Here is a 22,642-nt window from a genome sequence, read left to right on the forward strand (position 1 = left end):
CCTCATCGGTACCCTAAAGCATTTGCTGTAGGTCATCAAGGATGATTTCTCGCTTCCTTCACCATCTGCGCAGCTGCAGTGCGATCGGCGGCGTGAAGTTTATTGAGCACCAACGTCACATAGTTGGACACGGTTTTTGCGGTCAAGCCAAGCTCTTTGCTTATTTTGCTGTTTGAATAGCCCTCGGCGATGAAATGCAGAACCTCTTTTTCCCGGGACGTTAGTTGGGAGAAGCGATCAAGAGTGGAGGATGGCCGGGTTGCAAAGTCAATCATTCGTTCCGCTACCTCCGCACTAAATATGGCTTCTTTTGCGGCAACCGAGCGAATAGCGCGAATGATCTCGTCCTTATCGGCATCCTTGAGAAGGTAGCCTCTCGCTCCCGTCTTTAAGGCGGTAAGGACCGATGAGTCGTCCTGGTGCATCGTCAGAAAAAGAATTTGCACGTCCGGGTAATTCGCTTTAATTTGTTTGGCTGCATCGACTCCGTTCAGGCCGGGCATTCGGATGTCCATCAGGATGACGTCAGGCGATACCTGACCGCATAGAGTAACCGCTTCCTCGCCGTTCGTCGCTTCGCCTACAACTACCATGTCATCTACCGTTTCTAAAACAGTTTTGAGTCCTTTGCGGTACATGGGATGGTCATCGGCTATTAATATTTTCCACGTTCTCATTCGGTGACACTCCCATCTGTATGAAATTGCAAGGGCAGCCACGCCGCGACCCTCGTTCCTCCGCCTTCAGCAGCCCCAATCTGACTACGTCCTCCCAGCTCTGCAGCTCGCTCCCGAATGGATGTTAAACCGACCCCGCCTTCCGAGGCATGCGACCCCATCCGAGTCGGATTGGAGATGCCAACCCCATCGTCCATAATTTCCACATAAAGCTCTTCAAATTGCATCCCCTTCTGCATCGCGATCGTAACCCGGCACGTGCGTGCTTGCGAGTGCTTGACGGCATTGGTCAACGCTTCCGAGACGATACGGTACACGGCAACTTCAACGGCAGCAGGCAGCAGGGGCAGCGCATGAAGCGACGACACTTCCAATTGAATGTGCTTACCCTCATCCGTTCTATGCGCATTCATTACATACATCAGACGATCTGCCCGCTGGCGAATCGCTTCAACAAGACCATACTGATCCAAGGCCGGGGGCCGGAGATTATGGACGAATTCACGAATTTCGCTGACGATGACCCGAATATCGGCTTCGAGCTCGGCGACGATGCCTTCAGCTCGTGGAGGATTTTTGTGAATCAATGCGCCTGCTGCGGCTGCGGTAAGGGCGAGTGAAGCGAGCTTCGGAGCCATGTCATCGTGCAGATTGTTGCGAAGGGAGCGCCGCTCCTCTTCCCGGGCGAAGACCAGCCTCTCTCTTGACGCTTGCAGCTCTTGCATAAGGCGGTTGATATCAAGAGACTGTTGAAGTCCATGAACGATTCTGGCAGCTTCCCTGCCCAGCATATGGAGCAGGCGCATATCGGAACGGCTCAGCGGTTCATCGGGTGACCGCGGGGAGACATAGAGGCTGCCGAGCTCTTGTCCTCCCACAACTAACGGAAACCGGAGGGACTCCGGTTCACGTGGGCATCCAGCTATCGCCGCTTCTTGCTCCCGATCATTGACGAGTATTGTAATGGAGGCATGAGGCAGCTTCAGCATATCCTTTATCGTCGTTACGACCGTTCCAAGAACCTGCTCGGGCGCATACGGCTCCTTCAACCGATCGCCAAGGCCGATCAGGAAAGAGACGGGGTCTTCCCTTTTGCCATATACGAATCGGTTTACCAGCTTCTCCAAACTTGCCTTCAAAGGACTGAACAAGACCGCAACCAACCCGGTTGCAATTAGTGGATAGACGTCACTTTGGGATTGAAATACAAGTGCCAAATACCACACCGTCGTCAAATAAATGCCGAATACAGTGACGAGCAGCGCTGCGTAAACGAAGCTTCTGCGAACGATGGGGGGAACTCCCCACAGGCGGTCTTTCAGCAAGGCGGAGCCAAGTGCAATAGGAATGGGCAGCATCGTGAGACGAATCAAGAGGTCCAGCCAAAATAATTGGCTCCTATAGAGTTGGGGCCACGCGATTAGCAATAAATTCACACAAATTAGCGCTCCGAAAGCGCCGATAAAACCGAAGGCAACCTTCCGAATAGCCTGTCTTGCCGTAGGGGAGACATTTTCACGATACTGCGTAAATTGACTATAGGACAGCGTGCCGAAAAATAGAACGAGCCAGCCAAGCGATAGCCCCAGCGGCCAATTGTCGATATGCATCGTACGAAAAGGTAAATAATCGGGCACATAGCGGACAAGAAAGGCAAGGATGGCGGTCCATCCAATCCATCTGCGGGTCATTCGACCGCTCGGGAATAGCAAGGCTAGGCACATGAAGCCTGCTAGCCCGGCAATTTGTGCGAGGGGAACGAGTAGACCCGATTCTTCCCGCTGGTGGAAGAAGACATTTCCGAACACGAAGCTCACGAGCGTAAGAGCGGCAATCGAGCTGAGTACATCTTTGGGCTTCAAGATCATAATCAGTGCAGCAACGAATGCAAAACAACAGAAGTAGAACAAGTCGATTCCGATATGAAGCATGGCCAGGCCTGACTCCGTAAGCCCAAGAGTCTCTTTCCACTCTAAGGGGAAGACGCTAATCGTCGTATCCGAGCAAATCCGCATCGGACTAAAGCATGATTCCAGTAGATAGGAATAGTAGGAGGGCAATGATGCCAAATAACATAGGATAAGAAGCAGATTAATGGAGATAATCCCGGTATACAAGGCTAAGAGCCACCGGGAATGGCGGTGGCCGACTGGGCTTGACTGTACCTGGAGTGATTTCTTATGCAAACCCTGCATAGATAAATTCACCTCATACGTTTGCTGGAAATCAAGACGGAAACATAGACTACGCCGAAGAGAATGGATGCGATTCCTCCTAGCATGCCCCAACTGCCCGGGTGGTCTGGTACCGCAAGCGCCGAAGCCCCAAGGTACATAAATGTAAGGCTAACGATAATTCCAAGTGCAAAGGAACCGGCACGCTGCGAAGCTGTTAAAAGGCAGCCATATAACAATACAATCAGCATGGCTGTATATTCGCCCCAGCGGAAATGTTCCCCTGTCTCCGACCATTGCTGCATGGCTGCATGAATGGCTAGCGGGATCAGGAGGATCGCCGCAATCGTCGTCAGCACAAGCAGCGGACTGGAGTAGCCGGTGGATGCAGCGAGCTTGATCGCGGCGGCACGGTTGTGGTAGAACGCGTACAAGATCGTCAATGTGAGTGCGAACATAATGAATACGAAAACTTTCCCTAACGCCAGTTTTGGCGCAGTTGCAGCGAAGGTCGCCAGAAACAGAAGATGACCTACTGCATAAAAGTGAAGCAGCATCGGCTTCTCAAAAGGCCGGCGAAGCAAGGCGATCAGGCTCCCGCTGAACAGAAGGGCGACTAGCGCGCCATGCGAAGCCGCAAGCCAGCGATAAGAATCGGGCACGAACGTTTCGCCGTTGCAGCCGCCGCAATCCGAAGGCAACCAAGGCTCCAACGCTTCGGCAGCTCCCTGTAAGAAGAAAAAATCAAATAACGTAAACAAGACCGCAACAACAATGAGACCGACCTGCTTCCAGCGCTTCGATGGTTTGTTCTCAATCAACACTGTATTCATTTTATTTATCCCCTCTCATTCCTCATGGGATCAGCATAGCGAAACATGCTCCATAAGGAATAGAGGGGAACTCCCAATTGTTCGGGAAAGACGTCAGGAAATTAATTCGCGTTAAGCAACATAATTCCCTGCTGCCCAGATCAGCACTCCGCCAGACGATGAATCCCCTGCTCAATCGCTGCTTCATCTACTTTTGCAAACCCCAGCACCCATCCCTTGCGTTTGCTTTCCAAACAATAGGGACGGAGCGGGTATACACGTATTCCCTTTTGAAGAGCTAGCTTTGTTAAGGCTTCTTCGTCGTAGGACGCTTCAGCTTCCAGGAACATATGTAATCCCGTTTCGACCCCGCTTAGTGTGAAACGCTCCCCTAAACCGCTAGCCATGATCGCCTTTGTCATCGCTTCGTGTCTTCGACGGTACACATTTCTGACTCTTCTCATATGGCGCATAAAATGTCCATGCTTGATGAAGTGGGTTAGAGTCAGCTGGTCCATAATCGGAAGATGACGGTAAGTCAGCTCCTGTACCCTGGCTAGCTGAGCAATTGCCTCCGCAGAGCCAACGATAGCGGAAATACGAATGCCCGGAGCAATCATTTTAGAAAAACTCATGAGGTACAAGGTATGATGAGAGGCCTGGCTAAACAGGGTTGGAAGCGCTTCTCCGCGATAGCGAAACTCACTATCATAATCGTCCTCGATGATCCAGAATTGTTCTTGAGCAGCCTTATGCAGCAATTGTTGCCTGCGCGGCTCCGACATAACGACCCCGACCGCGCACTGGTGCGAGGGGGTCGTAAAAACTAGCTTGGATTGCGGATGGATATGCTCAACTACTAGACCATACTCATCGACGGGAACGGGCGCCACATGCATACGCCGATATTTCATCGCCATCCAAGCAGCCGGAAACCCGGGGTCTTCAACAGAGACGGTGTCGCCTTCGGCTAAAAGCGATTGTGCGATTAGGTCAAGACTATGCTGAGCTCCGGAGGTCAACAGAATCTGATTTGTTTGGATGTGGATGCCCCGTTCAAGTGATAAATAACGCTGAATTTGCTCGCGTAGGGGTGTAAAACCATAGGGGTTACCGTAAGCCCAGTTTGATAATTCCATTGCAGCGGATGCGTGAAGCAGGGATTGTCGCCAGGTCTTTTGAAATTGCCCGTCCAGATAGGGTTCATGGGGACTAAAGTCAATATCCACCTCTCGCTGTTCCTGGCCTCCGAACCAGTCATGCAATTGATCGACAGCCGAGTTCAACAATGGAAGTGAAGGGGGGAAGGGGCCATCTGTTATGAGTTCCTTCGTTGATTCAGTGACTTGCTTCCATGTACTAACCCGCGTCCCCCCTCGGCGGGATGTAACCGTATAGCCTCGACTTAGCAATTCCTCATAAACGATCTGTATCGTTGAGCGAGAGACGCCGACCATGTGAGCAAGCTCGCGGGAAGGAATCAGCAATTCCCCTGGCGCCCAGATTCCGCTAGTAATATTATGAATCGCTTGATCAAGCAATTGCTGCCAGATCGGTCTCTTGTCATTACGAATGACTTTCATCATCATACACACCTCCACATAGAAGCCCCAATCCTAAAACAGGAGTTATGGATTGCTTGAAGCATCTATGTTTGGATATTTCAACACAATCCATTCATTGGTATACTACCGTAATAACGCTGGTGCTTGCAATGGGGTCATTGCTGTAGGCTGGAAAAGTATCGGGGTTGGGGTGGGATGAATAGGGATGAATAGGTTAGGAGTGAAAGGAGAGATGCCTAAATGAATTCGGTTCGTTACAAGATCAGGGAATGCAGGGATCAAGCGAAAATTGAAAGCTTTCTTCATCAAGCGAGAATGGGGTACCTTGGATTGGCTGATGGGAACCTGCCCTATGTTGTACCACTTAATTATGTATGGACGGATGGGAAGCTCTATTTTCACGGGGCCGGAGATGGAAGGCGTAATCATGTCATGAGTGAAAATCCAGAGGTATGCTTTACGGTATGTGAGGAATACGGAACGATCACGGATCCGGTGCCTGCCAAGACGGATACGGCTTATATGAGCGTCATGATTTTTGGACAAGCAGAGCCAATCACAGATTTGGATGAGGCCACCCATGTCCTTCAGGAAATGATCCATAAATACGTACCCGGCTACTATAACCGCCCCTTGTCGAAGCAGCATGTAGACAAGTATAGGTCGGCTGTGTTTGGCGGACCGGTTCAAGTTTGCCGTGTGATTCCTCGCCATATGACGGCAAAAGAAAGTCCAATTGAAGCAGAAAAAATGTATAACACGGTCATGAACGCGGGAAAAAGTACGCTATAAAACGATCAAGGAGCTGCCGCGGCATGCTCCTTTTGAACATCGCCAGTTGTACAGCTTATCCCACACCATCACTTTCTAACAAGGAATAAAAATGATCGCGGTCTTCGTCATCGAAGTTGCCCAGCGTCCGTACCCTGACAAATTCATGTCCGCCATACATGTCTATTTCCTCGCAATTCGCATTGTAAAGCGCGATCATATGGCCCTCCCGATCCAACTCCATGTATCCATAACAGGTTGCCTCAGGCACTTCACCGTAAAGGATCATAAATCTGATTTTGTCCACGCTGTTCATGCAGGTCCTCCGTTTCAATCTTGCGTCATGATCTTGAATTCATTGTGTGCCGACCGGTTGTGTGTATCCTTTGTTTTCCATCAGCCTGAGGAACATTTTACGTGAAACCGGATGAATTGAAAAAGGCGATGGTGCTCCTTATATTCGGAAATGTATTCTTATTTCTAATGTATGAGGGGGGATTTACCGTTAAATCGCTCCTTCACATAGGATATCTTGACGAAATGGGGTTTGGGGAGTATGATATCGTACCGGTCATGAAAATAATAATTCATAGCAGCAGCTTGGCTTCTGGCGAAGCGGAGATGCTTGCTGTAGGGAATAATGAGAGAAAACGAGGGATGATAATGTCATATATCGTTGATTTTAACCATGTGTCCACGGTTGGCCTGGAGTCTTCGCCTGTAGCCGAAGCGCTCGCCGGCTTGCGTGCTAATGAAGCCCGTTATTTTATGAATAAATACAAGCATGCATTTACGGTTGTACCGGCTGGCGAAAGTCAGGAGAGCCTCGATTACGTGAACCGAATTTTGAAGGAAGAACGTAATCTTGAGTTTGCGGCCAAACCTTTAGAAACGTCGCGTTTTCAAGTGGAGAATATCCAATTTACCTATGTCTTTTTTGAGGATGGCCTTGGGCTTAATGTGATGTATACGGTAGATGACCCTAAGAAGCGGGCCGTAGGCTTTAAGCTTTCTGAGGGGATGGAGGTGCCCATGGAGCTGGAAGGGAAGTTTAAGTTTGCGAGACAGAAGTCTAAGCTGGCGGGAACCATTCGGGGCTCGTTTTTTGTAATTAAAGGACAATATTAAACCAAAAGAACAGGCGCCCCGCCGGGCGCCTGTCTTTTGATCGTACCTATACGTTACGCAAGTCTTACTTTAAAATCTTCATAGCCAAACTCTCGCACGACCTTGCAGTCGCCATCTTTGCCTTTGACCGCAATAGCCGGCAGCGGCATGCCGTTGAAGGTGTTGGTTTTGACCATGGAGTAAATCGCCATATCGCCAAAAACCAGTCTATCGCCGTTTTTTAACGGCTTGTCGAACGAATAGTCGCCGATTACGTCGCCGGTCAGGCACGTTTGGCCGCCCAGACGGTATGTAAAAGGCTTCTCGCCCGGCTCGCCGGAGCCAAAAAGCGGCGGGCGATAAGGCATTTCGAGTACATCCGGCATGTGACAGGTGGCCGACGTGTCGAGAATGGCAATATCCATCCCGTTTTCATGAAGATCAAGAACAGAGGTGACCAGGTAGCCTGCGTTGAGCGCGATGGCCTCGCCTGGCTCAAGATACACCTCAAGGCCGTATTTGTCCTGCATTTTTTTGATGCAAGCCTCAAGGGTGGCAAGATCGTAATCTTCCCTTGTGATATGGTGGCCGCCGCCAAAGTTGATCCATTCCATCTGCGGCAGCCACTCGCCGAACTTTTCTTCCACGGCATTCAGCGTAGTCGCCAAATCATCCGAGTTTTGCTGGCAAAGCGTGTGGAAGTGCAGGCCCGTTACGCCTTCAAGCAGCTCTGGACGCACTTGATCGCGTTTGGCCCCGAAACGGGAGCCTGGCGAGCACGGATCATAAATTTCATGTCCGACCTGTGTGGAGCACTCCGGGTTAATGCGGAGGCCCACCTTTTTGCCGGCTTGCAGAGCTTTACCCTTAAACTTTTCCAACTGGGAAAATGAATTAAAGATAATGTGATCGCAAATCGAAATAATTTCGTCGATTTCATCGTCGCGATAGGCAGGGGCAAAGACATGATTTTCTTTGCCCATTTCCTCATAACCCAAGCGGGCTTCAAACAAACCGCTGGCCGTTGTGCCGCTAAGATAGCTTCCGATAAGGGGATACATCGTCGTCATTGAGAACGCTTTTTGAGCTAATACAATCTTGGCCCCTGTGCGCTGCATAACGCCGCCCAGGATTTTCAGATTGTTCTCGATACGCTCATAATCGACTACATAGCAGGGAGTCGGCAATTCATCAAAGTGCATGTTAGCGAACCAGCTCCGGCTGTTTAGCCTGGGCATGCTCATCGTCGACAAGTACCGGGTTAAAGTCTTCTACCCATGGAAGTCCCCATTTATTCAGCTCTTCCATGAACGGGTCCGGATCGAATTCTTCAATGTTGTACACGCCCGCTTTGTTCCACTTGCCAGTCAAAATCATCGCGGCTCCGATCATAGCCGGAACGCCTGTCGTGTAAGAAATCGCTTGGGAGCCCACCTCTTTGTAGCATTCCTGGTGATCGCAAACGTTGTAGACATAGTACGTTTTAGCTTGGCCGTCTTTTTTGCCTTGGAAAATGCAGCCGATATTTGTTTTGCCTACGGTGCGCGGTCCGAGCGACGCCGGATCTGGCAGTACCGCCTTCAAGAATTGAAGCGGAATGATTTGCTTGCCTTCGTATTCGATCGGCTCGATGGAGGTCATGCCTACATTCTCAAGTGCTCTCAGATGTGTCAGGTAGCTTTGGCCGAAGGTCATAAAGAACCGAATACGCTTCAGTCCAGGCATGTTTACCGCAAGGGATTCAAGCTCCTCATGGTAAAGCAGGTACATATCCTTCTCGCCAACTTCAGCGAAATCATACACACGCTTGATTTCCATTGGCTTGGTTTCAATCCATTCGCCGTTCTCCCAATATCTTCCGTTAGCTGAAACCTCACGGATGTTGATTTCGGGGTTGAAGTTCGTTGCGAACGGATAACCATGGTCGCCGCCGTTACAGTCGAGAATGTCGATATATTCGATTTCATCGAAGTAGTGCTTGAGCGCATAGGCCGAAAATACGCCGGTTACGCCAGGGTCGAAGCCGCTGCCCAGAAGAGCTGTGATGCCAGCTTTTTCGAAGCGCTCACGGTAGTCCCACTGCCATTTGTATTCGAATTTTGCCGTGTCTTCCGGCTCGTAGTTAGCCGTGTCCATGTAATGGGTTTTTGTGGCCAGGCAAGCGTCCATGATCGTGAGATCCTGGTAAGGCAGCGCCAGATTCATGACAATGTCCGGTTTGAATTCTTCGATCAACGCGATGAGCTCATCCACGTTATCGGCATCGACTTGTGCCGTCGTAATTTTGGTTTTACCGCCGTCAAGTTTAGCTTTCAGTTCGTCACATTTGGACTTCGTCCGGCTTGCAATACAGATTTCTGTGAATACGTCACTGTTTTGAACGCATTTGTGGATGGTTACCGAGGCTACGCCGCCGCAACCGATAATTAGTGCTTTGCTCATTGTTTTTAGCTCCTCACGTTGTGGTTTTTGAAGTGTAAAATGAATGCCGTCTCAGAACCCGACTTGCTCCGTATTTACCGCTTGTAATGATTCGCAGAAAACGTCCTGGAAACAAAAAAAGCAAATGCAAATACGCCTAGTCGCGCATCACACTTGCTTTTTTTAGATATAATCGCATATTAAAAAGTACAGGGCTCACCCTGTTACAAAAGTAATCAAACCCACTTCTGTAAAAAAGCTCTTTAATATTCGTCATATATCATAAAAGGATCAGAGTCTATATAGCAAATAATCACTTTTACCACTCTTATTGACCGTTTCACAAGTTGATGTGCGGTTGCACAGGTTGTAAAGTAACCAACTTATAAAATTTGAGTTTTGAGCTCAATCAATAAGGCAACTAAAGTTGCCGATCGGCATTTGACCCGGCTGTCCGTATGGCCTTAACATCTTGGATAAGATGTGGTCAAAAATTATCTGCTTCAAAGATCCAGATATATTGAATATCAGCTTTCTTACTTACTACGTTCCTATATTAGCATAAAAGCCACATTTAGCAATAGGTAAATTGTAAATTTTTTTTGAAGCTTCCAACCGGATATCGTAGAGGAGTGAAAGTAAAGTGCCTCCTATATTTATATGCTTGAATTCACCTAAATAAACTCGCCATCTTCTGGAATGACCACAGACCCCACTATATGCGGGTTTCCGGGTAGTGTGCAGCTCAACCCGTTTGAACGAATCTCCGGGGCGGAATTTGGAAAACCTGTCACGATTGGCAACAATGTTTGGATAGGTGGGCGGGCTGTAATCGAGGCAGTCAACGCTGGGGCTCCAAAAGGAGCCTTGGTTTTTTGCATATTTGCGGTAACGCTTCCAACGCTCGAAGGGGCCCCGCATAAAAATTAAGTTATAATTGATATAGGTATTATTTATTGGATTTTAGATCAATTATACGAGATAGTTAAAGGAGTGTTGCAGGCCCTCGCGGCGTGTCTCTCATTTCCTAATTATTCAACGTGTTTGTGCGTACATCTAGTGTTTTATTCTATATCCAATAGTGATACACTAGAATCAGATTATCCTTGATCCAGAAGAAGATGTGAGACGAGGTCGCGCACGTTGATGTGGCGGCCAAGTAGGAATGCCTGCATCCTTTCTGCAAATCATAACATACAAGGACGGTAAACATGAGCAGCATACAAAAGAAAACAGATGTTATCTTAATTGGCGCCGGAATCATGAGTGCGACTCTAGGTTCTCTGCTGAAGGAATTAGTGCCGGACTGGGAAATCACAGTTATTGAGCGACTTGCAACGGCCGGGGAGGAAAGCTCTAACGAATGGAACAACGCGGGCACCGGGCATGCTTCGTTGTGTGAGCTTAACTACACTACCGAGAAGCCGGACGGGTCGGTTGATATCAGCAAAGCGATTAAAGTCAATGAAGAGTTTCAGGTGTCCCGGCAGTTTTGGTCGTACCTGGTAAACAGCAACCTGATCCGCAATCCGAAGGATTTTATTATGCCAGTGCCTCATTTGAGCTTTGTGCAAGGGACAGAGGATGTTTCATTTTTGAAAAAACGCTTTGAAGCGATGTCCAGCAATCCGTTGTTTCAAGGGATGGAGTTTTCCAGTGACCCGGAGAAGCTGAAGGAATGGATTCCGCTTATGATGAAAGACCGGACATCGAATCAGCCTATAGCCGCCACCAAAATCGACTCTGGAACAGATGTCAACTTTGGTGCTTTAACGCGCCTATTGTTTGCCCACTTAAAGAACAAAAACGTGAACATCAAATTCAAGCATAGCGTCGATGACATTAGACGCGCCGGCGACGGCTCGTGGGAAATAAAGGTGCGTAACGTTGATAGCGGCGTTGTGGAGCGTCACACGGCCAAGTTTGTCTTTATCGGCGGCGGCGGCGGCAGCCTGCACTTGCTGCAGAAGTCGGGCATTCCCGAAGGCCAAGGCATCGGCGGATTCCCGGTTAGCGGGTTGTTTATGGTCTGTCAGAAGCCGGAGATTGTCGCCCAGCATCGGGCCAAGGTGTACGGCAAAGCTCCGGTTGGTGCGCCGCCGATGTCGGTGCCGCATCTGGATACCCGTGTGATCGACAAGAAGGAATCGTTGTTTTTTGGGCCGTTCGCAGGCTTCTCGCCCAAGTTCCTGAAAACCGGCTCCATGTTTGATTTGATCACTTCTGTCAAACCGGGCAATCTCGTGACGATGATGGCGGCGGGCGTCAAAAACATGTCGTTGACCTCTTACCTGATCAAGCAAGTCATGCTGTCGAAAGAACAGCGGATGGAAGCGCTCAGGGATTTCATTCCGAACGCCAAAAGCGAGGACTGGGAGCTGTTGGTAGCAGGTCAGCGCGTACAAATTATTAAAGATACGGCTGCCGGCAAAGGTACGCTGCAATTCGGTACGGAAGTCATTAATGCCGCCGACGGCTCGATCGCAGCCTTGCTTGGCGCTTCTCCAGGCGCTTCGACAGCTGTTTCCGTCATGCTTGAGGTCATCCAGAAATGCTTCCCGCAGCATATCAAGACGTGGGAGCCGAAAATTAAAGAAATGATCCCGTCTTATGGGATATCTTTGATGAAAAAGCCGGAGCTTATTCACGATATCCAAACGTCCACTGCACGGACGCTTGGTTTGGCTGAGCCTGCAGAGCCGAAGACTGCACGCCGCACCGTATCGTAATAAATCGGTATCATAGACTTCAAGAAGGCCGTCGAATCGTTCGACGGCCTGTTCGGCATGGGTTTGCTTAGCTTCGTCTTTAGTTGTTCAATTTCGGTTTATCCCGTTAAAAAAATTTTCCCCCCGTTTCCGGCGCCGGAAACGACAGCTCGCACCGCTGCGTGTACGTCGGTCAAGTCAAACGTGGCGCCGGGCGGCATCAGCCGCATGCGGCCGTCCATGACAAGCGTCAGCAGTCGGCTGAAGGTATCGTGCCACACAGGTACGGAAGCTTGCTGCAGCCAATGACGCAAATGAAACAGCTTGCTGTGCAGCTGCGGCTGCTGCGCAAGCTCCGCCCACGGGATCGGCTGCCCGGATAACAGGCCGATGGCGAGGTACATGCCCTGAGGGCGTAGACAGCGGGCCAGATCTGTTGCGGCTGCGCCGCCGACCGAATCAATGGCGGCATGCGCGCCCATTCCTTGTGTCAGCTCCATCACGGCTGGGGACAAGGGCTGCTTGGCCGTGTTGATCACGGCGGCAGATCCAAGCTGCAGCAGCTCGGACGTATAGCGGTCATTTCGCGTCACGGCAAGCAGTCGGAAGCCGAGCAGGGACGATAGCTGGGCAAATAAACGACCGATCGCAGAGCCGCAGGCGATGACGATGAGTACATCGCCTGCACGCAGCCGCAGCACCTCCGTGCAAGCTACCCAGGCGGTTACCGGGTTAATATACATTTGCGCGGCGATGTCGTCCGTGAGCCGGTCAGGCAGCGGGACAACAAGCTGTGCCGGCGCTTTCACCCATTGCTGCCAGGTGCCTTCCCCCCGCAGCGGCAGCACACGTTGGCCGACCAGGCGACGTGAAGCGGAATCCCCCGCATCCACAACTACACCAACACCTTCATACCCGGGAATAGCGGGCAGAGCCGTACGCTGCGCATAGGCGCCCGTCACTGGAATGAGGTCGGATGGATTGATCGGCCGGACGGCCATCCGCACGAGCACCTCGCCGGGCGCAGGTTTTTCAATGATGCGGGGCTCCACCCGCAGGACGCGCTCAGGATTTCCGAATTCGGAAAAGGTGACGCTTAAACCTTCCATCTCAGGTATTCCTTCTTTCTGTGCGAATCACTGTACGAATAGCTGAGCTAGTGACCGCTGATCCGTGTCAGCTTCTCCGGGTTGGACACCAGATAAATGGCCTTGATCCCGCTGCGCGTCTCATCCGGTTGGACAATAAATGCAAACGGGGTGTTGCCCTCGCGCAGCAGCAGCAGTCCCTGCTGGCCGTTGATGCGGACATGCCGCAGATCACCTGTGAGCGAGCCTTTGCGGGCAATGCCGGTGAAAAAAGCGACGATTCGCTGGCGGCTCCTGATCGGATTGATCGCCGAGCGTACGATGCCGCCGCCGTCGCTGAGCAGCACCGCATCTTCGGTGAGCAGATGGAGCAAGGCTTCGAAGCGGCCGCTGCTGATCGCCTGAGCGAATGTTTGCACAAAGGGGATGAGCGATGCGTCCAGCGCGCCTTCCTCCTCGTCCTCCTCGCCGGAGGGGCGATGACCGAGCTTGGCTGCGGCCCGGCTGAATAGCTTGCGGCAAGCCGCTTCGGACTTGTCCATCATCGCCGCGATGTCGGCGTATTCGTAGCCCAGCGACTCGCGCAGCACAAATACGGCGCGCTCGGGGGGCGTACACGTCTGCAACAACACAAGCAGCGCGTAGCCGAGCCGTTCGCGGCGCAGCAAACGTCCTTGCGGCTCATCGTCTGAGCCAAGCTCGATGATCGGCTCCGGCAGCCACTGGCCGGGATAGCTTTCGCGTTGGCGGGGCGCAGACTTCATCACGTTCAGCGCGCGATTCGTTATCATTTTCACCAAATAAGCCTTCGGATGGGCCAGTTCGATGCCGCCAAGCTTGCTGACGGACACAAATACGTCCTGCACAGCGTCTTCGGCTTCGCTCATGGAGCCAAGCATCCGGTAGGCGATCGACATGAGCAGCGGTTTATAGGTACGGTAGAGCTGTTCGACATCAAGCGTCGTTCCGTTCAGCGTCAAGGCGGATCACTCTCCGGGTTCCAGATGATAGTATCTTAACCGTGTTGCGGGAAGAAAGCCACTCGGTGCAGGTTGGACGGAGGCTTGCCGGGCAGAATTCCCCCTTATTAAAGACAAGGGAGCGTCCGGATTTGTGACAAGCCGCCAGCTTGCGCGGAGCTTAACGAAGCCGACGGCATATCCGTATGGACCGGGATTGAAATGGGGATCGGGTCGGCCAACGACCAGCGGCCAACGGCCAACCGAACAAAAGCGACTCCTAAAGCCTTGTTAACGGCTCTCCGGAATCGCTTTTGTTGGTGTCGAATAGTGGGGTTATACGGGAATTGCGCGTAACAACCAGGCCATCTCAGGCTACAGCACAACGTTCGCCCGGCGCAGCGCATCTCGCAGCTGCCCGATATTGACCTCGGCGGGCGTAGCCGTGCCGGTCGCGCAGGCCAGTGCGGCTGCCGTGCCGGCGGCTTCGCCGGTAGCCATGCAGCTAGGCGTCAGCCTTGTCGTCGCCAGCGCTTCATGGGTAGTCGAGATGCAGCGTCCGGCGGCGAGCAGGTTGTGAATGCCTTTTGGAATGAGGCAGCGGTACGGGATGTCGTATGCGCCGTTGCCTTCGATAAAAGCGGAGGCGACGCCTTTGCCCGTCGGGTCATGCAGATCAATCGGGTAGCCGCTGCGTGCGATGCCGTCAATGAAGCGTCTTCCCTGGATGACATCGTCGATGGTCAGGCAATACAGCCCGTCGATCCGCCGCGATTCGCGGATGCCGATCTGGGCGCCGACCGAGGAGATCGACGCTTTGGCGAAGCCGGGGATATGATCCTGCAGAAATCGGGCCATCAGCAGCACCTGCTTGCGGCCTTCTTCCTCCGCCTGTGTCATCTGCTCGATATCGGTAGCGTCCATGCCCTGCACCCGGGTGCAGTTGACCAGCACCTCGTCGTCGGCAGGGCCAGTGAAAAACAGTACCTGATCGCGGTTAATCGGCACATCTCCCGCTTTCCATTCGGCGTAGAAGCCGGAGACGGAGGTTAGCGGCAGGTGATCCAGCTCGGCTACGAGCGTCTTGTGGTAGAAATTGTCCGGGTTTTCCTGAATCGCCCGGCGCACCGCGCCGAGGTCTACGCCGCGCATACGGAATTTCATCGTCATCGGCTGGGTGCGGCCGTCTTCCTGCCGTCCCTGGATCGTCGCCGCTCCGGCCAAATAAGCGACGTCCGCATCGCCGGTCGTATCAATGAACTGCTTGCCGAACACGTCGATCCGGCCGGACTTGCCTGTCAGCCTGACCGATTGAATGAAGCCGCCGGAGGCGAACACCTCATCCACAAAGCTGTGCGCGAGCAGCCTCACACCGGCTTCATGCAGCATTTCGACGGCCAGCACCTTGAATATCTCCGCATCGTACGGGGTGACGCTGTACGTGAAGCCAATGGTATCGCGCAGATGACCGGGGGAACCGCCGCGCTCAACCAGCCGGCTGACGATATCCTCGGCCACGCCCTTGATGACCTGCTCGCCTTGAGCGGTATGGAAGGTCATCCATGGATAAACGGAAGCGGCCGTCGACATGCCGCCTACAAAGCCGTATCGTTCGATCAGGATGACGGATGCCCCTTGACGTCCGGCTGCGATGGCTGCCGCAAGACCGGCCGGTCCGCCGCCGATGACGACGACGTCCGCTTCAAATTTAGCTTTCATGCTGTGAAATCTCCTTCCGGCGGCGCGCCCTTGTACCAGTATGGCCGTTATTCCTTCAGACCGGTCATGGACACGCCTTCGATAAATTGCTTTTGCGCAAAAAAGAACAACACAAGCAGCGGCAGCGTCGCCATGACGGAAGCGCTCATCAGATGATGCCAGGCTGTCCCCGATTCATCCGTAAACAACGATAACGCAAGCGGCAATGTCATCAGCGTACGGTCGCTGATATAGATCAGCGGATCGAAGAAGTCATTCCACGACGCCAGAAATGTAAAAATAACGAGTGTCGCGACAGCGGGCTTGGCCAGCGGCATCATGATTTTGGCGTAAATTTGCGACCGTGAGTAGCCGTCCACCATAGCCGCTTCCTCCAGCTCCTTCGGAATGCCGATGAAAAACTGGCGCATCACAAACACGCCGAACACACCGCCTGCTCCGAAGATCGGCAGCAATATGAGCGGGACATGGGTATTGATCAGGCCGATCTCCCGCATAAACAGAAACATGGGAATGGCGATGACTTCATTCGGAATCATCATCGTACTCAGCAGCAGCAGAAACACGACGCCCCGGCCCCAGAACGGGATGCGGGCGAATGCATAGCCAGCCAGCGAAGCGAAAAATATCGTGCCCAGCGTAACAAGGACGGCGATATAAACACTGTTCCAATAAAACAGATGAAACGGAATGCTTTGCAGCACTTCGGAGTAGTTGCTCCAGCGCACGGGCGACGGGATGAACTGCGGCGGAAAGACGAATACTTTGGCCGGTTCCTTGAGCGAGGTTGAGACCATCCACAGAAACGGCATCAGCATGACAGCCGATACGATGGTCAGCAGCGTATACTGCATCGCTCCGTTGATCCGGCCAGCGCGATGTACGGAAAAACGGTCAGCTTTCATGGATGACCCACCTCTTTCGCATGCCCCACTGGACAAGAGTCAGCGCCAGAATGATCACAAACAGCACGTAGGCCAGCGCCGAGGAATATCCGAATTCATACAGCTTAAACGCCTTCTCCCAGATGTAATACACCAGCACCTTGGTGCTGCCGACCGGTCCGCCCTGCGTCATAACGTAGATTTGCCCGAACACCTTGAGCGAGCCGATGATGGTCATGATGATCGTAAGGAACAGCGTGTGCGTAATCATCGGCAGCGTGATGCGGAAGAAGGTGACGAAGCGATTCGCGCCGTCCAGCTTCGCGGCTTCATACAGATGTACCGGCACCTGCTGCAGCGCCGCGATAAACAGCACCATGTTCAGTCCGACGTTTTTCAGCACGCTTGTAAGGATGACAACCGGCATCGCCAGGTTCTGATCGTAGAGCCAGGCAGGGCCGGTCACCCCGATTAATTGCAGCAGCTGATTGATAAACCCAGAGTCGGTGGCGAACATATATTTCCAGACGATCGACCAGACGATCAGCGAGGTCATCACCGGTATGAAAATGACGGTCCGGAATAGGCCCATGCCGGGCAGCTTTCCGGCAAGCGGCAGCGCGAGCAGCAGCGCCAGCGCGATGTTCAGCGGAACAAGACCGGCTGCGAAGTACAAGGTGTTGCCCAGCACCTTCCAAAACTCGGCATCGCTGAAAATCATCCGGTAGTTATCGAGTCCGATAAACGTGGCCTCCCCCAGCAGCGGCCAATCGGTCAGACTCATATACAGCGCCATCGCCAGCGGAATAAACAGCAGCAGGGCGAAGCCGAGCACCATCGGCGCCACGAACAGCCAGCCTGTCCGGTTCGCGTCCCGGTCAAGCGGACTGCGGCGTTGTTGCGCCCTGACTGTCACGCTGCGGCTAGCGGCGGTCGATTTCATGACGAAGTCCCGCGACCGCACGGCGGATGCCGTCAGCGTCATTGCCGGTGACGACCGCGCCGATCAGCAGCACCTTGATGCCGCTGTCGATCAGCGCCGGAACGTCGGCCGGTACGATTTTACGCTGGGAAGGCACGATGACGGGTAGCCCGGCATGCTGTGCCAGCCAGCGGTAGTTGAGCAGATCGGCGAAGCTGAGGGGGGTGCCGTACTCCTCGCCCGGAATAACTGAAGCTTCCAGCGCCTCGACGCCGAACGCCGACGCGCCTTCCAGCAGGCGCTGGTCGAAGCTGCTGTCAATGGCGAAGGTGCGCGACAGCTTCGGATAACGGAGCAGGAAGGAAGGCATATGGAACGCGTAAATGGACGTAAAGTCCACGCCGAGCTCAGGCAGCGCTTCGATTTCGGTGGGCGACACGCTTTCAAGTGAACCGCCCGGCACGATGCCAAGCGGTCCGTCGAATAGGGAGCGAATCTGCATGATTGCGTCTGCGCAGCCCGCCAGCGGCCCAAAGCTGGTGCCGCTGGCCCGGTGGCCGACGTTGATATGAACCTTCAACCCGTCGGCTCCTTCGTCCAGCGCAGCCTGTGCGAGCGCCGGATCATTAGCCGGCAAGCTGACGAACAGCTGCAGCTTGTCGCTGGTTAACGATTGCTGAAAACGATTCATGGCGCACCAGCTCCTTTTATTTGTTGAGCAGCGGATCAACCTTGTCCGCGACCAGCTTCAAGATGTCTTCCGGCGTGCCGGATTGTCCGAACAGCCGGTCGAAGCCCGATAAAATTTCCGTATCAATCTTCTGCCATTGGATATGGCCCGGCTGTACGCGCGCTTTCGGCATCTCGTCGATTACGGCTTGCTTGATGTCAGCCGGGTCCGGGTTGCCCTCCTGCTTCAGAAACGCGTCCGAGCTGAGCACCGACTTGCGCGGCGGTACGAAAAACGCCGATGTCGTCTGTACGCCTTCCTGACCGGCGAGGAACTTGAGCAGCTCCTTCGCTTCCTGCGGGTGCTTGCTTTCCTTAAACAATACATAACCGGCTTGGCCCATCATCGGCACCGTACCTTTGGAGCCTGACGGCATCGGAGCGATGCTCCACTTGAAATCCTTGATCGCGCGCGCTTTGGAAACGAAGCTGTAATTGTCAAACACCATGCCCAGCTTGCCCGATTCGAAGCTGACCTGCTCGCCCGCCTTCGGGTGCGACTTGTCGGTAAACATCATGGTCTGCACCATCTTCAGCGTGTCTGCGCCGTAGGTGTCGTTCCAGGTAAACTTGGTCATCTCGTTGTTGAACGGGCCGCTGCCGTTGGACCAGGAGTATGAGGCAAGAATAATCCACGTTTTCCAGTCGCGGAAGAAGTTAGCTCCGTAGGTCCGGCCGGAAGCCGGGCCGTCCGCAATCGCTTTGGCCGATTTGGTAAATTCCTCCCAGGTCCATTTGCCTTGCTTCGCCAGCTCGTTCGGCGATGTCAGCCCCGCCTTGGCGAACAAGTCCTTGTTGTAGAAAACGACGCTTGGCGGCGTTGAAAACGGCAGTCCGTACAGCTTGCCGTCCTTGCGGAACAGCTCCAGCGTGGAAGGAATGATGTCCTCGTTGTTGAAGGCCGGGTCCTTGGTTACATCGGAGATGTCCTCCAGAATGTTATTGGCCATAAATTGCGGGACCATTCGCTCGGAAATCCAGGCGATATCCGGCAGCTCGCGTCCGGCGGCGAGTACGGAAATTTTTTGCTGGTAATCCGCGAACGGAATCGAGTCAATTTTGACTTCGATGTTCGGATGGGTCTCCTGAAACTTTGCAGCCAGCTTCTGGTACAGCTCAAGCTGGGCCGGGTTGCCCCATGTTGCAAATTTTAATTCAACCTTTTTGTCGGCAGCATCAGCGGCCGGTGTTTGTTTGTCTGTCGTGCCTCCGCCACATGCGGCTGCAGTCGCAGCCAGAGATACGGCCAGCAGGCCAACCATCGTTCGTTTCATCGCTTTTCCCCCTTAGATGAATGACTTGGTTTTGATATGTCAATTATACTGACACGATAAGGGAAGAGGAAATCACGCATATTTTGGGTTTGGTACGTTTTTTTTGGAGGATGGTCAGGAAAAGAGGGGGGAGCCCGTCACGTCGCTTGTTGATCGCGGTACGTGCCGGGCGTTACGCCGACGAGCTGCTTGAAGACGAGCATAAAATGCTTGGGGCTTTGGTAGCCGGACAGCCGGGCGATATCATAGATTTTCAACTCGGTTTGGGCGAGTAGATATTTGGCGCGGTCCATACGGGCGGCGGCAATGTGATCGGATAGGTTAATGCCTGTCTCCTGCTTGAACAGCTGGCTGACATACGCCGAGTTCAGATGAACAAGGTCGGCCAGCGTTTGCAGCCGCAGATCGCCTTCGGGATGGGCTTCGATGTAGTCCTTCAGCTTGCGGATCAGCCGCCGGCTCTCGACGCCGGTATGCCGTTCCTCCGGCGCAGCGGCCGGTTCTGCCGATTCGGGGCTTCTGCCGCTGCGCTTGAGCAGGAGCGCGTGAATTTTGTCCAGCGCGCAGACAAGCTGCTTGCGGTCGATCGGCTTGAGCAAATAATCGGTGACGCCAAATTGCAGCGCCTTCTGGGCGTAGCTGAAATCGCTGTACCCGCTGATGATCAGCAGCGGCATATCCTCGAATTGCTCGCGGATTTTCTCCAGCAGCTGCAGGCCGTTCAGCTCACGCATCCGGATGTCCGTAATGACCAGATCAACGGCGTTCCGGTTCAAATACTCCAGCGCCTCGCGGCCGTGAGACGCTTCCTTCACGACCGTAAAGTGGGGCGCAGCCTGACGAATCAGCGAAGCGATGCCTTGGCGAATCACGTCCTCATCTTCAACGAGCAATATGCGGTTCATTGTCCGTCTCCTCCTTCTGTCGGCAGCGGAATGGTCATCGTGAACGCTGCGCCTGCGCCAGGGCTGGCATCGACTTGCAGCTCGCAGGCAGCGCCGTACATCAGCTCCAGCCGCTGGCTGATGTTGCGCAGCGCGACACCGTGCCCGTCCGCCTGCTTGGCGTCGGGCGACGCCGGGCCGGACAACGACTGGCGCAGCCGCTCCAGCTCGGCTTCGGACATGCCGCGTCCGTCGTCCCGGACCGTCAGCAGCAGGTCATCCGCGAAGCGAACGGCGTGGACCCAGATCGTGCCGCCCTGTTCTTGATCGCCGATGCCATGATAAATCGCATTTTCAATCATCGGCTGGAGAATTAGCTTGGGGACGGCGTGCGGCAGCAGCTCAGGCTCGATGTCGAACAATATTTGCAGCCGCTGCCCATACCGCAGCTGCTGAATGCTGATGTAGGCCTCGGCCATGTCCAGCTCGTCGCGCAGCTGCACAAGCCTGCGCTCATGCCCGACCGTGTAGCGGAGCAGCCGCCCAAGCGCCGTCACCATATCGGATACACGCCCGCTTTGTCCTTGCACGGCCAGCATGTTAATGGATTCAAGCGTATTGTAAATAAAATGCGGGTTGATCTGGCTTTGCAGCGCGGTCAGCTCCGCTTCCTTCTCGCGCAGACCAATTATATAAACCTCCTCGACCAGCCGGTCGATTTCTTCGACCATCCGGTTAAAATTGCGGCTGAGCTGTCCGATTTCATCCTGGGTTTCGACCTGAACGCTTTGCTTGAAGTCGCCCAGCTCAACCAGCTTCATTTTGTTTTTGAGCGCGGCGAGCGGTCGGTTCAGCCGGTAGGAGAAGTAGGTGGCAAGCGTGCCGCCAAGCACAAGGCTGACGATGCCGATCAGCAAGGTTACGCCGCGCAGCGCGTTCGTTTCCTTCAACAGCGACTCCACCGGGATGAAGCTGACAATTTTAATGTCCGAGTACTCCGAATAATCGGAGATCGCCAGAAACGACTTGCCTCCAAGCTCCAGCCGCCGGACGGTCGATTCATTGGGCAGAGCGGCCGCGCTGGCCAGCTCCTCATTGCGGTCGGGCGGCAGGCCGGGGCCATTTTCCATAAAAAAAAGCTCGGTGCGGCTGTTGACCGCGATCAGGCTGCCTTTATCCTCAAACTTTACGTTGGATAAAATTTGCCGGAAGACGTCCAGCTTCAAGTCAATTTTGACGAGTCCCAGCGCACGATTCGTATTCGGCTCGCGGATCAGGCGGGCGACGGAAAAATAGCTTTGCGGATCACGTTCCAGATCATAGGCAGGATGGTGCGTCGGGATCAGCGTCCAGGCGCCATCGGCCAGCCGTACCCGCTCATACCAGCTTTCCTGCGACGGATCGTTGAACAGGCGGATCGTATTGGCGTCCAGGTTGGAGAAGGTGAAGCCGTTGCCGGCGAAAATATGAATGCCGCGAATTTCCGGGCGGTCATACGTCCCGCTGGCGATATGCAGCAGCATCTTCTCCAGCTCCTCCACGGACGGACGCGTGTCAGCCAGCTCCGGGCTGCTGTATTTGCTGAGAATGGCCAGCACGCCCGGGTCGTAGGTGGACATCAGGGACAGATGCTGCATCTCCTTCAACGTACGATCCAGATTGCGGTTAATTTGACCGACGAGCTGTGTGGAATATTCGGCCGCTCGGCGTTCGGTGGATGAGGAAAAGTCATAGTACGTCCAGAAGCCCTGCAGGCCAAGCGGAATCGCGATCAGCAGCAGGAAAATAAGCAAGGTTTTGGAGCGCAAGCTCCATTGACGCAACGGTGGCAGGGCCGCATGCCAGGATTGCTTTCGGTTTGTCATCGCCAGTCGCCTCTTTTTGCCTTCCGATAGCGGGCTCGGCATATTATTTGCCCCATTATAGCACACCTGAACCCGTCGCCATA

Annotated in this window: 19 protein-coding genes and 1 pseudogene; 4 read left to right on the forward strand and 16 right to left on the reverse strand. The window is 53.6% G+C overall.

Annotated features, from left to right (window positions below; genetic code table 11):
• Positions 1 to 35: 35 nt before the first annotated feature.
• From AC6ROY_RS11450 to pdxR, 4 genes are all read right to left on the reverse strand, one after another.
• The gene (locus AC6ROY_RS11450) at positions 36 to 677 is read right to left on the reverse strand and encodes a response regulator transcription factor (protein WP_500100546.1); all 642 of its coding nucleotides are present in this window, start codon (positions 675 to 677) and stop codon (positions 36 to 38) included.
• Complete coding sequence (locus tag AC6ROY_RS11455) at positions 674 to 2,608, reverse strand: sensor histidine kinase (RefSeq protein ID WP_500100547.1); 1,935 nt, start codon at positions 2,606 to 2,608, stop codon at positions 674 to 676. Before AC6ROY_RS11455 ends, AC6ROY_RS11450 begins: the two co-directional genes overlap by 4 nt.
• Positions 2,609 to 2,880: 272 nt before the next feature.
• Positions 2,881 to 3,684 carry a hypothetical protein gene (locus AC6ROY_RS11460; protein ID WP_500100548.1) on the reverse strand — a complete coding sequence of 268 codons (804 nt, stop codon included), beginning with the start codon at positions 3,682 to 3,684 and terminating at the stop codon, positions 2,881 to 2,883.
• Positions 3,685 to 3,824: 140 nt separating this feature from the next.
• Complete coding sequence (gene pdxR / locus AC6ROY_RS11465; RefSeq protein ID WP_500100666.1) at positions 3,825 to 5,249, reverse strand: MocR-like pyridoxine biosynthesis transcription factor PdxR; 1,425 nt, start codon at positions 5,247 to 5,249, stop codon at positions 3,825 to 3,827.
• A 219-nt stretch (positions 5,250 to 5,468) separates the two neighbouring features.
• On the opposite strand from pdxR, the gene AC6ROY_RS11470 reads away from it, so the two are divergent.
• Positions 5,469 to 6,020, forward strand: coding sequence for a pyridoxamine 5'-phosphate oxidase family protein (locus AC6ROY_RS11470; RefSeq protein ID WP_500100549.1), 552 nt, complete (start codon positions 5,469 to 5,471; stop codon positions 6,018 to 6,020).
• Positions 6,021 to 6,075: 55 nt separating this feature from the next.
• Here AC6ROY_RS11470 and AC6ROY_RS11475 read toward each other — a convergent pair whose 3' ends face one another.
• A complete protein-coding gene (locus tag AC6ROY_RS11475) occupies positions 6,076 to 6,315 on the reverse strand; it encodes a hypothetical protein (protein ID WP_500100551.1) in 240 nt (79 codons plus the stop codon).
• 347 nt (positions 6,316 to 6,662) lie between these two features.
• Here AC6ROY_RS11475 and AC6ROY_RS11480 point away from each other — a divergent pair, with 347 nt between their 5' ends.
• Positions 6,663 to 7,127, forward strand: a complete 465-nt coding sequence (locus AC6ROY_RS11480) for a DUF8821 family protein (protein ID WP_500100667.1) — start codon at positions 6,663 to 6,665, stop codon at positions 7,125 to 7,127.
• A 53-nt stretch (positions 7,128 to 7,180) separates the two neighbouring features.
• Here AC6ROY_RS11480 and nspC read toward each other — a convergent pair whose 3' ends face one another.
• Together nspC and AC6ROY_RS11490 are read right to left on the reverse strand one after the other, a co-directional pair.
• A complete protein-coding gene (gene nspC, locus AC6ROY_RS11485; protein ID WP_500100552.1) occupies positions 7,181 to 8,308 on the reverse strand; it encodes a carboxynorspermidine decarboxylase in 1,128 nt (375 codons plus the stop codon).
• A gap of 1 nt (position 8,309) precedes the next feature.
• On the reverse strand, positions 8,310 to 9,548 hold the full coding sequence (locus AC6ROY_RS11490) for a saccharopine dehydrogenase family protein (protein ID WP_500100554.1): 1,239 nt from the start codon (positions 9,546 to 9,548) through the stop codon (positions 8,310 to 8,312).
• Positions 9,549 to 10,271: 723 nt separating this feature from the next.
• On the opposite strand from AC6ROY_RS11490, the pseudogene AC6ROY_RS11495 reads away from it, so the two are divergent.
• Together AC6ROY_RS11495 and AC6ROY_RS11500 are read left to right on the forward strand one after the other, a co-directional pair.
• Positions 10,272 to 10,457 (forward strand): annotated as a pseudogene (locus AC6ROY_RS11495) (hypothetical protein); the annotation flags it as partial.
• A gap of 281 nt (positions 10,458 to 10,738) precedes the next feature.
• Positions 10,739 to 12,256 carry a malate:quinone oxidoreductase gene (locus tag AC6ROY_RS11500; RefSeq protein WP_500100555.1) on the forward strand — a complete coding sequence of 506 codons (1,518 nt, stop codon included), beginning with the start codon at positions 10,739 to 10,741 and terminating at the stop codon, positions 12,254 to 12,256.
• 98 nt (positions 12,257 to 12,354) lie between these two features.
• On the opposite strand, the gene AC6ROY_RS11505 is transcribed toward AC6ROY_RS11500, so the two are convergent.
• The 9 genes from AC6ROY_RS11505 to AC6ROY_RS11545 form a co-directional block, all read right to left on the reverse strand.
• Entirely contained in the window at positions 12,355 to 13,344 is a 990-nt protein-coding gene (locus AC6ROY_RS11505; protein WP_500100557.1) for a zinc-dependent alcohol dehydrogenase family protein, read from the reverse strand.
• A gap of 47 nt (positions 13,345 to 13,391) precedes the next feature.
• Positions 13,392 to 14,303 carry a sigma-70 family RNA polymerase sigma factor gene (locus AC6ROY_RS11510; RefSeq protein WP_500100558.1) on the reverse strand — a complete coding sequence of 304 codons (912 nt, stop codon included), beginning with the start codon at positions 14,301 to 14,303 and terminating at the stop codon, positions 13,392 to 13,394.
• A gap of 354 nt (positions 14,304 to 14,657) precedes the next feature.
• Entirely contained in the window at positions 14,658 to 16,001 is a 1,344-nt protein-coding gene (locus AC6ROY_RS11515; RefSeq protein ID WP_500100560.1) for an FAD-dependent oxidoreductase, read from the reverse strand.
• A gap of 47 nt (positions 16,002 to 16,048) precedes the next feature.
• Positions 16,049 to 16,855 carry a carbohydrate ABC transporter permease gene (locus tag AC6ROY_RS11520; protein WP_500100668.1) on the reverse strand — a complete coding sequence of 269 codons (807 nt, stop codon included), beginning with the start codon at positions 16,853 to 16,855 and terminating at the stop codon, positions 16,049 to 16,051.
• A 40-nt stretch (positions 16,856 to 16,895) separates the two neighbouring features.
• On the reverse strand, positions 16,896 to 17,828 hold the full coding sequence (locus AC6ROY_RS11525) for a carbohydrate ABC transporter permease (RefSeq protein WP_500100561.1): 933 nt from the start codon (positions 17,826 to 17,828) through the stop codon (positions 16,896 to 16,898).
• Positions 17,809 to 18,498 (reverse strand): hypothetical protein, encoded by a 690-nt coding sequence (locus tag AC6ROY_RS11530; protein ID WP_500100562.1) that lies wholly within the window; start codon positions 18,496 to 18,498, stop codon positions 17,809 to 17,811. The genes AC6ROY_RS11525 and AC6ROY_RS11530 overlap by 20 nt, the downstream gene beginning before the upstream one ends.
• A gap of 16 nt (positions 18,499 to 18,514) precedes the next feature.
• Positions 18,515 to 19,810: an ABC transporter substrate-binding protein gene (locus tag AC6ROY_RS11535; protein WP_500100564.1), complete on the reverse strand. Its 1,296-nt coding sequence runs from the start codon at positions 19,808 to 19,810 to the stop codon at positions 18,515 to 18,517.
• 137 nt (positions 19,811 to 19,947) lie between these two features.
• Positions 19,948 to 20,715, reverse strand: a complete 768-nt coding sequence (locus AC6ROY_RS11540) for a response regulator transcription factor (protein WP_500100565.1) — start codon at positions 20,713 to 20,715, stop codon at positions 19,948 to 19,950.
• Complete coding sequence (locus tag AC6ROY_RS11545; RefSeq protein ID WP_500100566.1) at positions 20,712 to 22,559, reverse strand: cache domain-containing sensor histidine kinase; 1,848 nt, start codon at positions 22,557 to 22,559, stop codon at positions 20,712 to 20,714. The genes AC6ROY_RS11540 and AC6ROY_RS11545 overlap by 4 nt, the downstream gene beginning before the upstream one ends.
• Between the last annotated feature and the right edge of the window lie 83 nt (positions 22,560 to 22,642).

Source organism: Paenibacillus sp. sg306046 (genome assembly GCF_059821225.1).

Bases quoted from the DNA above. Each gene is read 5' to 3' on its own strand.
- AC6ROY_RS11450 (WP_500100546.1), bottom strand. From the start codon at position 677: ATGAGAACGTGGAAAATATTAATAGCCGATGACCATCCCATGTACCGC.
- AC6ROY_RS11455 (WP_500100547.1), bottom strand. From the start codon at position 2,608: ATGCTTCATATCGGAATCGACTTGTTCTACTTCTGTTGTTTTGCATTC.
- AC6ROY_RS11460 (WP_500100548.1), bottom strand. From the start codon at position 3,684: ATGAATACAGTGTTGATTGAGAACAAACCATCGAAGCGCTGGAAGCAG.
- pdxR (WP_500100666.1), bottom strand. From the start codon at position 5,249: ATGATGAAAGTCATTCGTAATGACAAGAGACCGATCTGGCAGCAATTG.
- AC6ROY_RS11470 (WP_500100549.1), top strand. From the start codon at position 5,469: ATGAATTCGGTTCGTTACAAGATCAGGGAATGCAGGGATCAAGCGAAA.
- AC6ROY_RS11475 (WP_500100551.1), bottom strand. From the start codon at position 6,315: ATGAACAGCGTGGACAAAATCAGATTTATGATCCTTTACGGTGAAGTG.
- AC6ROY_RS11480 (WP_500100667.1), top strand. From the start codon at position 6,663: ATGTCATATATCGTTGATTTTAACCATGTGTCCACGGTTGGCCTGGAG.
- nspC (WP_500100552.1), bottom strand. From the start codon at position 8,308: ATGCACTTTGATGAATTGCCGACTCCCTGCTATGTAGTCGATTATGAG.
- AC6ROY_RS11490 (WP_500100554.1), bottom strand. From the start codon at position 9,548: ATGAGCAAAGCACTAATTATCGGTTGCGGCGGCGTAGCCTCGGTAACC.
- AC6ROY_RS11500 (WP_500100555.1), top strand. From the start codon at position 10,739: ATGAGCAGCATACAAAAGAAAACAGATGTTATCTTAATTGGCGCCGGA.
- AC6ROY_RS11505 (WP_500100557.1), bottom strand. From the start codon at position 13,344: ATGGAAGGTTTAAGCGTCACCTTTTCCGAATTCGGAAATCCTGAGCGC.
- AC6ROY_RS11515 (WP_500100560.1), bottom strand. From the start codon at position 16,001: ATGAAAGCTAAATTTGAAGCGGACGTCGTCGTCATCGGCGGCGGACCG.
- AC6ROY_RS11520 (WP_500100668.1), bottom strand. From the start codon at position 16,855: ATGCAGTATACGCTGCTGACCATCGTATCGGCTGTCATGCTGATGCCG.
- AC6ROY_RS11525 (WP_500100561.1), bottom strand. From the start codon at position 17,828: ATGAAATCGACCGCCGCTAGCCGCAGCGTGACAGTCAGGGCGCAACAA.
- AC6ROY_RS11530 (WP_500100562.1), bottom strand. From the start codon at position 18,498: ATGAATCGTTTTCAGCAATCGTTAACCAGCGACAAGCTGCAGCTGTTC.
- AC6ROY_RS11535 (WP_500100564.1), bottom strand. From the start codon at position 19,810: ATGAAACGAACGATGGTTGGCCTGCTGGCCGTATCTCTGGCTGCGACT.
- AC6ROY_RS11540 (WP_500100565.1), bottom strand. From the start codon at position 20,715: ATGAACCGCATATTGCTCGTTGAAGATGAGGACGTGATTCGCCAAGGC.
- AC6ROY_RS11545 (WP_500100566.1), bottom strand. From the start codon at position 22,559: ATGACAAACCGAAAGCAATCCTGGCATGCGGCCCTGCCACCGTTGCGT.